The sequence below is a fragment of the Caulobacter sp. UNC358MFTsu5.1 genome, assembly GCF_000712075.1.
Lineage (GTDB): Bacteria > Pseudomonadota > Alphaproteobacteria > Caulobacterales > Caulobacteraceae > Caulobacter.
The window spans coordinates 1,440,591-1,452,237 of the sequence record NZ_JONW01000005.1 but is presented as its reverse complement, the minus strand read 5'-3'; the positions used below and the strand labels follow the sequence as shown (position 1 = coordinate 1,452,237).

Here is an 11,647-nt window from a genome sequence, read left to right as displayed (position 1 = left end):
CCTCGACGCGGGAAAGGGCGCATGGCCAGCGACCGATGCGGCGGCGGGGGGCGATCGAGCGGGAAGCTCCTTCGGCGGTCTGAAAGGATCAAACCCCATCCATCTGGTGCCGGCTGGGCTCGGAACACGGATACAGCGTTGGATGGGGGCCGGTTGAGCAGCAGGCGGGCGGTGAGACGCTCGCGGTCCGGGACTGGGGATCGTTGCTCCAGCCCGCCCGCCGGAGGCTTCAAGGCGGCGAGGTTCCAATAGAACTCAGCGCCGTCGCGCTTCCGGATAACGACCGCGCGGAGCGATCGGGCTTCGTCGAAACGGTATTCTCTAATTTCTTCCGGACGATGTCCGGCGCTCCGCAGCCCTTTCCATACCTTCAGCGAGAGATCGCGTGAGGCTGAAAAGCCGTGGTTCACCCCCTTGCCCCCACCTGGCGGCTTCGCCGCCTGTCCGCCCCCATAGGGGGCGGAGCCCTCGCACCCGCGCTCTTCCCCCTGCGGGGGAAGACGACCGCGAAGCGGTCCGTAGGGGGCCAGGGGTCGCTGCCCAGGCCCAGCAAGCAAACAAAAAGGGCGGCCGGTTCGCACCGGCCGCCCCTCATGTTTCACGTGAAACACCAAGCTTAAGTGTTCATGCTCTGGAAGAAATCGCCGTTGGTCTTCGACTGGCGCATCTTCTCCAGCAGGAACTCGATGGCGTCCGAGGCGCCCATCGGGTTGAGGATGCGGCGCAGGACGTAGGTCTTCTGCAGCTGGTCGCGCGGGGTGATGAGCTCTTCCTTGCGGGTGCCCGACTTGAGCACGTCGATGGCCGGGAAGATGCGCTTGTCGGCCACCTTGCGGTCCAGGACGATTTCCGAGTTACCGGTGCCCTTGAACTCTTCGAAGATCACTTCGTCCATGCGGCTGCCGGTGTCGATCAGGGCGGTGGCGATGATCGACAGCGAGCCGCCCTCCTCCACGTTGCGCGCGGCGCCGAAGAAGCGCTTGGGGCGCTGCAGGGCGTTGGCGTCGACGCCGCCGGTCAGCACCTTGCCCGACGACGGGACGGTGGTGTTGTAGGCGCGGCCCAGGCGCGTGACCGAGTCCAGCAGGATGACGACGTCGCGCTTGTGCTCGACCAGGCGCTTGGCCTTTTCGATGACCATCTCGGCGACCTGCACGTGGCGGGTCGCCGGCTCGTCGAAGGTAGAGGCGATGACCTCGCCCTTCACCGTGCGCTGCATGTCGGTGACTTCTTCCGGGCGCTCGTCGATCAGCAGGACGATCAGGTAGCACTCGGGGTGGTTGGTCTCGATCGACTTGGCGATGTTCTGCAGCATCACCGTCTTGCCGACGCGCGGCGGGGCGACGATCAGGCAGCGCTGGCCCTTGCCCAGCGGAGCGACGATGTCGATGACCCGGCCCGAGCGATCCTTGATGGTCGGATCGGGCAGTTCCATGTTCAGCCGCTCTTCGGGATACAGCGGCGTCAGGTTGTCGAAGTGCACCTTGTGGCGCACGTTCTCGGGGCTCTCGAAATTGATCTTCGAGACGCTGGTCAGGGCGAAGTAGCGCTCGCCTTCGCGCGGCGAGCGGATGGCGCCCTCGACGCTGTCGCCGGTGCGCAGGCCGAACTTTCGGATCTGCGAGGGCGACACGTAGATATCGTCCGGGCCCGGAAGATAGTTGGCTTCCGGCGAGCGCAGGAAGCCGAAGCCGTCCTGCACCACTTCCATGGTGCCCGAGCCGAAGATCTCCACGCCTTCCTCGGCGAGGGTCTTCAGGATCGCGAACATCATGTCCTGCTTGCGCATGGAGTTGGCGTTCTCGACCTCGAAGGTCTCGGCGAAGGCCAGCAGGTCGGCGGGCGACTTCTCCTTCAGCTCCTGCAGCGACATGCGCGTCAGGCCCATGGCGGCCACCGCGGCGCTGATCTCGGAGTCTTCGTCGCCGTTGTCGTCGCCGTTGGCGGCGGTGTCGGCGGCCGGCTCGACCGTCGTGTCGACGACGGGTTCGAGCTCGGGATTGTCTTGGGTATCAGTCTGGTCGGTCATGATGACACTCAACGTCGCTCGGCCCGCGAAACCGCGAGCCGGGCCTTGGTTCTAAAACGGACTCGTCGCGAGGGGCGGCGAGCGGGTCGCGCCATGACGACGGCGCGTATCGATCGGGGGACAGACCTTCGGAGCTGGGCTCCGGGGGCGCGTCAGGACGAGCGCCGGTCCGTAAGAGGCGGGAACAGGCCGCAGGCGACCTGTCTGTCTGGATGGGAACCACAAGCGGCCCCGCCGGTCAAGCAAAGCCGCCTGACCGGGTGGCCGAGCTAGTGGCCCAGGAACTTGGTCGTCACCGACAGCACGATGACGATCGCCGCCAGGAACGGCAGCTCGTTGGTCATCCGCCAGAACTTCTCCGAGCGGGTGTTGGTCCCGGCCGCGAACTGGCGGCGGGCCTTCGAGACGAAGCCGTGCCAGGCGAACAGGAACAGCAGGGCGGCGATCTTGGTCAGGGCCCAGGGCTTCAGATAGAAGTCCGGCCCCAGCCGCTGGGTGTCGATCATCGCCAGCAGCAGGCCCATCAGCAGGGCCAGGATCATCGCCGGATTGATGATGATCCGCAGGGTGCGCAGCTCGGCCAGCTTAAAGACCGCGTCCATCTCCGAACCGGGCTCGGTCTTCATGTGATAGACGAAGAGGCGCGGCAGGATCAGCATGCCGGCGATCCAGGCCATCACGAAGATGATGTGCAGGCCGCGGATCAGGTCGAAATGACCGGCCAGGAAATCCATCACGCCGAAGCTCCCTGTTTGTTCGGACATTGGGTGCGGTCGCCGCCGCAGCGCCAGGCGCAGGCGGTGACCAAGCGGTCCGGCGCGCCGAGCACGCCCTGGATGGCGCGGCCCAGGCCGCGGATGAACCCGGGCGCGACGCCCAGGGCCGGCACGCGGACATAGACCGGGCAGCCGTTCTCGAAGGCCACCTGGCGATATTCGTGATCCAGCTCGACCAGGGTCTCGATGTGCTCCGAGACGAAGGCGATCGGCGTGACGACCAGGGCCAGGCCCTGCTTGCTGGCGGCGCGGATCTCGTCCTCGGTCGAGGGGTCGATCCACTTCATCGGGCCCACCCGGCTCTGATAGGTGACCCGCCAGCCCCAGCCCTCGCCCAGCTTCGCGGCCACCGCCGCGGCCGTGGCCTCGACTTGGCTCTGGTAGGGATCGCCGGCCAGGATCACCTTCTCAGGCAGGCCATGAGCGGAAAACAGCAGGCGCGCCGGACCGGGACGTCCGGCCTTGTCGTAGGCGGCCCTGATCAGGTCGGCATGCGCCTGAACCAGAGCCTCGTCCGTCGGATAGCAGCAGACCGTCGACACCCGGCCCGGGCCCTTGCGGTAGGCGCGCTTCCACGCCTTCAGCGACGAACCGGTCGTCGTGGTCGAATACTGCGGATAGAGCGGCAGCAGCACCACCTCGGCTGGGGCGAAGGCCTTCACGGCCTTGGCGGTCTGGTTGGTCAGCGGCTTCCAGTAGCGCATGGCGATGAAGCAACGGGTCTCGGCGTCCGGGAAGCGCTCGGCCAGATCGGCCTCCAGCGCCCTCGCCTGCTTCTCGGTTTCCGGCAACAGGGGCGAGCCGCCACCCATCAGGGCGTAGTTCTCCTTGGCCAGCTTCGTGCGCGTCGCGGCGATCAGGGCGGCGATCGGATAGCGCAGCGGCGCCGGCAGACCGATGATCGCCGGATCCCGGAACAGGTTGAACAGGAACGGCCGCACCGCGTCCGGCCCGTCGGGTCCGCCCAGGTTGAACAGGACGACGGCGATCTTCCGTTTCGTCCCCATCGCGTTGGTCATTTCCCGGTGACCCGGGCCAGCACCGCCTCGACGTGGGCGATCGGCGTGTCGGGCAGGATGCCGTGACCCAGATTGAAGATGTAGGGACCCTGCCCCCACTGTTCCAGCAGTTGGTCGACCCGCGCGATCAAGGCGTCGCCGCCGGCCCGCAGCAGCAGCGGATCGAGCGCGCCCTGGATGGCCTTGGTCTTCTGGATCGACTGGCCCAGCGCCGCGGAGGCCTGGGTGTCCAGCGCCACGCCCTGGACCGGCGCGACCTTGGCGTAGGTCTCGACCAGGGTCCCGGCCCCGCGCGGGAAGCCGATCACCGGCGTGGTCACGCCTCGGGCCCGGAGGCCTTCGATGATGGCGACATGCGGCTTGGTCACCAGGCGCTCGAACAAGGGCTCGGAGAGGCCCTCGGCCCAGCTCTCGAACAGCTTCAGCACCTGGGCGCCCGAAGCCGCCTGCATGGCCAGGTAGTCGATGGTCGCGTCGATCAGCACCTGGATCAGGGCGTCCAGCTTGTCGGCGTGCTGATAGGCGAAGGTCCGGGCCCCGGAACGGTCGCTGGAGGCGCCTTCGATCATGTAGGTCGCCACGGTCCAGGGCGCGCCGGCGAAACCGATCAGGGTCCGCTCGGGATCCATGGCCGACCGGACACGGCTCAACGTCTCGCCGACCGCGCCCAAGGCCTGGCCGGCCTGGCCCGTCAGGTCGCGCATCGACTCGATGGACGGCAGCTCGCCCAGCTTGGGCCCCTCGCCTGCCTCGAACCACACCTTCTGGCCCAGGGCCTGGGGGATCAGCAGGATGTCGGCGAAGACGATGGCCGCGTCGAACGGGAACCGCCGCAGGGGCTGCAGGGTGACCTCGGCGGCCTTCTCCGGGTTCAGGCAGAAATCGATGAAGGTCGGCTCGGTGGCGCGAACGGCCCGGTACTCCGGCAGATAGCGACCCGCCTGCCGCATGAACCACACGGGAGGACGTTCGGCCTTCTGGCCATCCAGGACGGAAAGGAGCTTGGGCTTGGGAAGCGAGGTCATGCAGGCCTTAAATCCCCTCAGGCCCGTGGGCTCAAGCCCGTATCTCCCCGGAGGCCTTCTTCCTTCTTCCTTCTCTCTTTAAGAAGATTTTAAGGAAGATTGTAGGAGATGGTGGGTAAGTGCCAAACGGGGAAAACCCGCGTGCGGCGCACCATGCCCCCTGCCGATCCGAAAACCATCCCAACGTGACCCACATGTGGGCTCGCGCCTGTGAACTATGGGGATAGTGCGCTAGGCCTTCGTAATTCCTAATGAAACGTTAAGATGGTGAACAGCGCCGTAACCATGAGCGTCCGCTCATCCCCGCTCTGGGGGAATCGGAAACGCACCGGCTGCGGAGCTCATCCGAGACTGGGGATTGTCCGGCATCAATGTGACCGTTTAACACAGGGTCAGTTCGACGCGCCGTGACTGTCCCGGATTCACCCCCGCTCATCCCCAAGGGCCAAGCCAGTGGTTAACCAACCCTTAACAGATGATCCACAGGAAGCGGGCGCCCCTGAGGGTGAAAGAGCCGCGCCAAGGTTCGCGACCTACTTCCATATCCACCTGGTGTCGGACTCCACGGGCGAGACCCTGAACGCCATGGCCCGGGCGGTCTGCGCGCGTTTCACCGACATCCTGCCGATTGAACACATCTACGCCCTGGTGCGTTCCACGCGCCAACTCGACCGGGCGTTGGAGGAGATCGCCGGCGCGCCGGGCGTGGTCATGCACACGATCATCGACCCGGGCCTGCGGGCCGCGCTGGAGGAAGGCTGCCGACGGCTGGAGATGCCGTGCATCGCCGCCCTCGACCCGGTGGTCAGCGCCATGTCGCGCTATCTGGGCGCGCGGATCTCGACCCGGGTCGGCGCTCAGCACGCGCTCAACAACGACTATTTCGACCGGATCGAGGCCCTGGACTACGCCATCGCCCACGACGACGGCCAGGGCGGCCAGGACCTGACCCAGGCCGACGTGATCCTGGTGGGCGTGTCGCGCACGTCCAAGACGCCCACCTGCATCTATCTGGCCCACCGCGGGGTGCGGGCCGCCAACGTGCCGCTGGTCCCGGGCCGGCCGCCGCCCGACGAGCTGTTCACCCTGAAGAACACCCTGATCGTCGGCCTGATGACCACGCCCGAGCGGCTGATCCAGATCCGCCGCAACCGCCTGCTGTCGCTGAAGGAGAACCGCGAGAGCGACTATATCGACACCGACGCCGTGCGGCAGGAGATCATCGCCGCCCGCCGGCTGTTCGAGCGCCAGGGCTGGCCGATCATCGACGTGACCCGCAGATCGGTCGAGGAGACCGCGGCGGCGATCATCAACCTGCTGTCGGGCGGCCGCGGCCAGGTCGAGGTCCTGGGATGACGTCATCGTCCCGCACCCCCGTAACCCTGGCGTCCACCAGCTCGGCCCGACAGACGATCCTGCGCAACGCCGGCGTCGCCTTCGAGGCCGTCCGGTCCGGCGTCGACGAGGACGCCGCCAAGGCCGGGCTGCTGGCCGAGGGCGCCTCGCCGCGCGAAGTGGCCGACGCCCTGGCCGAACTGAAGGCGTTCAAGGTCTCGACCAAGCGCGCCGGCCTGGTGATCGGCTCGGACCAGACGCTCGACCTGGACGGCGTGCTGTTCGACAAGGTCGATACGGTCGAGGCCGCCCGCGACCAGCTGCTCCGCTTGCGCGGCAAGGTCCACAAGCTGCACTCGGCCGTGGTCGTGGCCCGCGACGGCCGCCCGATCTGGCGCGTGGTCGAGACCGCGAAGCTGTCGGTGCGGCCCTTCAGCGACGCCTGGCTGGACGGCTATCTGGCGCGCAACGCTCCCGACATCCTGTCGTCGGTCGGCTGCTACTTCCTCGAGGGTGAGGGCGTGCAGCTGTTCGACCGCATCGACGGCGACTATTTCACCATCCTGGGCCTGCCGATCACCGGCCTGCTTGATTTCCTTCGCTTGCATGGAGCTCTCGAGGCATGAGCGTGACGGGTTCGGCCATCGTCGCCGGCGTCTGTGGCCAGCCGATCCGCCACTCGATGAGCCCGGTGATCCACAACGCCTGGATCGCCGCAGCCGGGTTGAACGCCGCATATGTCCCGTTCGGACCGGGTGAGGACAATTTCGAGACCTTCGCCGAGGGCCTGCGCGGCGGGGCGATCCGGGGGCTGAACGTCACCATACCGTTCAAGGAGCAGGCCCTGGCCTGCGCTGACCGTTGCAGCGACTTGGCCAAGCTGGCCGGCGCGGCCAACCTGCTGATCTTCGAAGCCGACGGCACGATCACCGCCGACAACACCGACGGTCCGGGCCTGATCGGCGCCATCGCCGTCCAGGCGCCGGGCTTCGACATCGCCGTCTCGCCGGTGGTGATCCTGGGCGCCGGCGGCGCGGCGCGGGGCGCGGCAGCCGCCCTGGCCCTGGCCGGCGCGCCCCGGGTCAGCATCGTCAACCGCACCTTCGCCCGGGCCGAGGCGATCGCCACCTCCATCGGCGGCGTGGTCGAGGCCGCCTCGGAGACCGAGCTGGACGCCCTGCTCGCCCAGGCCGGCCTGGTGATCAACGCCACCTCCCTGGGCCTGGGCGGCGGCGCGGGCCCGGCGGCGGACCTGGCGCTGACGCCGAAGAACGCGGTCGTGGTCGACATGGTCTACAAGCCCCTCCGCACCGAGTTCCTGCGCCGCGCCGAGGCCGCCGGCCGCCGCACGGTGGACGGGCTGGAGATGCTGCTGCGCCAGGCCGTCCCCAGCTTCGAGGCCTTCTTCGGCGTCGCGCCGCCGGCCCAGGTCGACGTGCGCGCCCTGGCCCTGGCCCACCTGGGGGACGCGGCGAAATGATCGTCCTGGGCCTGACCGGTTCGATCGGCATGGGCAAGTCGACGACGTCGCAGATGTTCGTCGAGGCCGGCGTGCCGGTCTACGATTCCGACGCGGCCGTCCACGCGCTCTACGCCAGCGGCGGCGCGGCGGTCGGGCCGGTCGAGGCGGCGTTTCCGGGCGTGGTGGTCGACGGGGCCATCGACCGCGCCAGGCTCAGCGCCGCGGTGATGGGCAACTCCGAGGCCCTGGCGGTGCTGGAATCCATCGTCCACCCGCTGGTCGGCGCCCACCGGATCGGCTTCTTCGAGGACGCCCAGGCCCAGGGCGCCGACGTCGTCGTGCTGGACATCCCCCTGCTGTTCGAGACCGGCGGCGAGAAGAAGGTCGACAAGGTGGTAGTGGTCTCGGCACCCGCCGACGTCCAGCGCCAGCGGGTCCTGGCCCGGCCGGGCATGGACCTCGCCAAGTTCGAGGCGATCCTGGCCCGCCAGACGCCCGACGCCGAGAAGCGCGCCCGCGCTGACTTCGTGATCGACACCGGCCGGGGCCTGGACCACGCCCGTCAACAGGTCCGCGACATCCTGACTCGCCTGCGCGCCGCCGCTCCGCTTGAAGGCGGCCGCGAACAGGGCCATTGAAATCCGATGGCGCGGGAAATCATCCTCGATACCGAAACCACCGGCTTCGACCCCAAGACCGGCGACCGGCTGGTCGAAATCGGCTGCATCGAGGTGGTCGACTACATGCCCACCGGGCGGTCGTTCCACGAATATTGCGACCCGCTGCGCGACATGCCGGCCGAGGCCGAGAAGGTGCACGGCCTGTCCAGCGCCTTCCTGAAGGGCAAGCCGAAGTTCGAGGAGATCGCCGACCGGTTCCTGGACTTCGTCGGCGACGCCCCGGTCATCGCCCACAACGCCGCCTTCGACCGCAGCTTCGTCAATTTCGAGCTGGAGAAGTGTGGTCGGGCGCCGATCCACGAAAGCAGCTGGGTCGACACCCTGGCCATGGCCAAGAAGCGCTTCCCGGGCATGTACAACTCGCTCGATGCGCTGTGTAAGCGGTTCAAGATCAGCCTCGACAGCCGCGACAAGCACGGGGCCCTGATCGACGCCCACCTGCTGGCCGAGGTCTATCTCGAGCTGCAGGGCGGCAAGGAACGGGCGCTGGAGCTGACCCACGCGGTCGCCGTCAACGCCGTCTCGGTCGCCCGCGCCGGTTCGTACGGCGCCCGGGCCCGGCCGCTGGCCCCGCGCTCGACCGAGGAAGAGCGCGAGATCCACGCCGCCTTCGTGAAGAAGAACCTCAAGGACAAGGCCGTCTGGATCCAGTTCGGCGTGGGCGTCGTGGCCGCCGAGGGCTAGGCCGCCGGCCTGGACTGATGCGCGGCGCGGGTCGACAGGGCGTGGTCGATGACCGCGCGGACCTTGGGCGACAGCTGCCGGGTGGCCGGATAGAGGGCGTAGAGCTCGCGGTCCTCGACGCGCCAATCCCCGAACGTCAGCTCGACCAGGTCCGGGAAGCGGCCGGCCAGGCCCCTGGGCAGATAGGCGACCCCCAGGCCCTGGCGCGCGGCCAGGGCGCCCATCGACAGATCGTCCACCGACGCCCCCAGGGTGCGCGGGGCCATGGCGTAGGTCTCGCCGCCCGCATGGACGAACCGCCAGTTGCGGATCGGCGGGGTGAGGATCGCCGGCAGCGGGCAGAGCCGCCGGGGATGGTCCAGCCGCCGGGTTTCGGGATGGCGGTCGACGAAGTCGCGGCTGGCGCAGATCATGTAGGGCGACGACCACAGCTTGCGCGCCACGTGGCGACCTTCGGGCAGCGGGGCCAGCTGGAAGGCCACGTCGATCCCCTCCTCGATCAGGTCGGGCGCGCCGTTGGTCAACCGCAGGTCCATGACCAGATCCGGATGGCCGGCGGCGAAGGCCAGCAGGTTGGGCGCGAATTCCTCGTTGCAGACATGGTGCGGGGCGGTGACGGTCAGCCGTCCCGTGAGCCGCGCCTCGCTGGTGTCGAAACCCTTGGCCGCGGCCTCGATCTCGTCGATGGCGGCCGCGCAGCGGTCGACGAAGGCCCGGCCGTCGTCGGTCAGGCCCACCGCCCGGGTGGTCCGCCGCAGCAGCTGGACCTTGAGCCGCGCCTCCAGGGCGGCGACCCGGCGGCTGACCGAGCTGGTCGGCAGGCCCAGGGCCCGGGCGGCGGCGATGAAGCTGCCTTCCCGCGCCACCTTCAGGAAGATCGCCGCGTCGTCGAATCCCAGCATCGCCGTTCCCTCGAAGTCCGGTCCGCAGATCGGGATCGGCGGCCGGGGACGCAAGGCGGGATTGTTGCTCATCTGGAAAACAGCGCTCCATCCGGGTCGATTGTCCCGATCGGCGGTCGCTCGCATTTGACCTCCACCCCGCGAGATGGCGGGTCCGACAGGAGCAAGTCCGATGAAAGCGCTGGTCCAGGATCGTCTCGGTCCGCCTCTCGACGTGGTCGAACTGCGGGAGGTCCCCGCGCCCCGTCCCGGTCCGGGCGAGGCCCTGGTGCGGATGGTCGCCGCCGGGATCCACCCCGGCGACTTCTTCTTCACCCAGGGCCAATATCCCGAGGCCAAGCGGCCGGTCCTGCCCGGCCAGGTGGTCGGCAACCACGGCGTGGGCCGGGTGGTCGAGACCGGCGGCCGCGCCGACCTGGCGCCGGGGATGCTGGTGGCGTTCAGCGCCGGCCGCGTCTGGGCCGAGTTCGCGGCGATCGACGCACGGGCCCTGATCCCCCTGCCCGCCGACTATCCGGCCGAGCGCGCCGCCCAGCTGATGCCCGCGATCACCGCCCGCGACGTCCTGACGGCCAGCGAGGTCGGGCCGGGACAATGGCTGGCGGTCACGGCCGGCCATTCGCTGGTCTCGAGCCTGGTCATCCAGATGGCCCGGCGGCGCGGTGTGCGGGTGCTGGCGATCGTGCGCCGGCGGATCCAGGACCGCGACCTGACGGCCCTGGGCGCGGAGGCCGTGATCGCCCTGGCCGACCTCGCGGTCCCCCTGGCCGAGGCGGTGCGGGCGGCGACGGGCGGCCAGGGCCTGAGCGGCGTCGTCGACGCCGTGGGCGGCGAGGTCCTGACCCAACTCCTTGAGGCCCTGGGCTTCAAGGGCCGGGCGGTCGTGGTCGGCGCCTACGATCTGCGGCCTTTCCAGGCCGGCGCGCTCAAGGTGTTGATGGACCTGCAGGAAATCCGCTCCTACGTCTACCGCTACTTCTTCGATCCGCCGGCCCCGGGGGACGCCGACTATCTGGCCAGCGTCCTGGCCGAGCTGGCCGATCCCGAGATCGAGGTCCGCATCGCCGGCCGCTGGACGCTCGAGGATCATCGCCAGGCGCTTGAAGGGGCGACGTTCCGGCCTGAGGGCGGCAAGCATGTGCTGGTCTTCGAGGACTAGCGGCGGCGACCCCTTGCCCCCTACGGACCGCTTCGCGGTCGTCCCCGGGAGGGGGAAGAGCCTCGCGCAGGCGGCTCCGCCCCCTACGGGGGCGGACAGGCGGCGAAGCCGCCAGGTGGGGGCAAGGGAGTGTGATCCCACGCCAATGGCTGTGAGCTGATGGAAAGGGACGCGGAGCGCCGGACGACGTCCGGAGTTCTGTGTTTTGTACCGTTTCGACGAAGCCAGTCGCTCCGCGCGATGCGTTATCCGCCAGCGTCCGGTGGGCAGCCCTGTTGAGGCTTAGCCGGACCCGGGGCGGCTGTTTCCAGCTTTCCCGGCCGCCGGGGGCGCGGGCCTAAGGGCAAACACGCGCTTTGTCCCCGTTCGACGCCGACGGCGGGCGGGCTCCCCAACGATGGAAGGCCCCGGACACGCTGGAGTAACCCCCTCCAGCCCAGTCCCGCTCGATCGCCCCCCGCCGCCGCATCGGTCGCTGGCCATGCGCCCTTTCCCTGCGTCGAGGTGGGTAAAGGATAAGGCTGCTTGGAAGAGTGAGGACCAAATCAGGTCGAGAAAGTTCAGGGTGTTGAAAAC

Annotated in this window: 11 protein-coding genes; 6 read left to right on the top strand and 5 right to left on the bottom strand. The window is 68.8% G+C overall.

Annotated features, from left to right (window positions below; translation table 11 throughout):
* Positions 1-616 precede the first annotated feature (616 nt).
* From rho to hemE, 4 genes are all read right to left on the bottom strand, one after another.
* Positions 617-2,029: a transcription termination factor Rho gene (rho, locus tag BR39_RS0108685; protein ID WP_029909939.1), complete on the bottom strand. Its 1,413-nt coding sequence runs from the start codon at positions 2,027-2,029 to the stop codon at positions 617-619.
* Positions 2,030-2,298: 269 nt separating this feature from the next.
* Complete coding sequence (locus BR39_RS0108680; protein ID WP_029909935.1) at positions 2,299-2,763, bottom strand: CopD family protein; 465 nt, start codon at positions 2,761-2,763, stop codon at positions 2,299-2,301.
* On the bottom strand, positions 2,763-3,824 hold the full coding sequence (gene hemH, locus BR39_RS0108675) for a ferrochelatase (protein WP_231499417.1): 1,062 nt from the start codon (positions 3,822-3,824) through the stop codon (positions 2,763-2,765). Before hemH ends, BR39_RS0108680 begins: the two co-directional genes overlap by 1 nt.
* On the bottom strand, positions 3,821-4,849 hold the full coding sequence (gene hemE / locus BR39_RS0108670; RefSeq protein WP_029909919.1) for a uroporphyrinogen decarboxylase: 1,029 nt from the start codon (positions 4,847-4,849) through the stop codon (positions 3,821-3,823). Before hemE ends, hemH begins: the two co-directional genes overlap by 4 nt.
* 453 nt (positions 4,850-5,302) lie before the next feature.
* Between hemE and BR39_RS0108665 the strand changes: the two genes are divergently transcribed.
* From BR39_RS0108665 to dnaQ, 5 genes are read left to right on the top strand one after another with little or no spacing between them, the layout of a single operon-like run.
* Positions 5,303-6,205, top strand: coding sequence for a pyruvate, water dikinase regulatory protein (locus BR39_RS0108665; protein WP_029909916.1), 903 nt, complete (start codon positions 5,303-5,305; stop codon positions 6,203-6,205).
* Positions 6,202-6,810 carry a Maf family protein gene (locus BR39_RS0108660; RefSeq protein ID WP_029909913.1) on the top strand — a complete coding sequence of 203 codons (609 nt, stop codon included), beginning with the start codon at positions 6,202-6,204 and terminating at the stop codon, positions 6,808-6,810. The genes BR39_RS0108665 and BR39_RS0108660 overlap by 4 nt, the downstream gene beginning before the upstream one ends.
* Positions 6,807-7,664, top strand: a complete 858-nt coding sequence (gene aroE / locus BR39_RS0108655; RefSeq protein WP_029909910.1) for a shikimate dehydrogenase — start codon at positions 6,807-6,809, stop codon at positions 7,662-7,664. The genes BR39_RS0108660 and aroE overlap by 4 nt, the downstream gene beginning before the upstream one ends.
* A complete protein-coding gene (coaE, locus tag BR39_RS0108650) occupies positions 7,661-8,284 on the top strand; it encodes a dephospho-CoA kinase (RefSeq protein ID WP_029909907.1) in 624 nt (207 codons plus the stop codon). Before aroE ends, coaE begins: the two co-directional genes overlap by 4 nt.
* Positions 8,285-8,290: 6 nt before the next feature.
* The gene (gene dnaQ / locus BR39_RS0108645) at positions 8,291-9,010 is read left to right on the top strand and encodes a DNA polymerase III subunit epsilon (protein WP_029909903.1); all 720 of its coding nucleotides are present in this window, start codon (positions 8,291-8,293) and stop codon (positions 9,008-9,010) included.
* Here dnaQ and BR39_RS0108640 read toward each other — a convergent pair.
* Positions 9,007-9,984 (bottom strand): LysR family transcriptional regulator, encoded by a 978-nt coding sequence (locus tag BR39_RS0108640; protein ID WP_051695293.1) that lies wholly within the window; start codon positions 9,982-9,984, stop codon positions 9,007-9,009. The genes dnaQ and BR39_RS0108640 overlap by 4 nt on opposite strands.
* Positions 9,985-10,084: 100 nt before the next feature.
* Between BR39_RS0108640 and BR39_RS0108635 the strand changes: the two genes are divergently transcribed.
* Positions 10,085-11,071 carry a zinc-binding dehydrogenase gene (locus BR39_RS0108635; protein WP_029909896.1) on the top strand — a complete coding sequence of 329 codons (987 nt, stop codon included), beginning with the start codon at positions 10,085-10,087 and terminating at the stop codon, positions 11,069-11,071.
* Positions 11,072-11,647 lie beyond the last annotated feature (576 nt).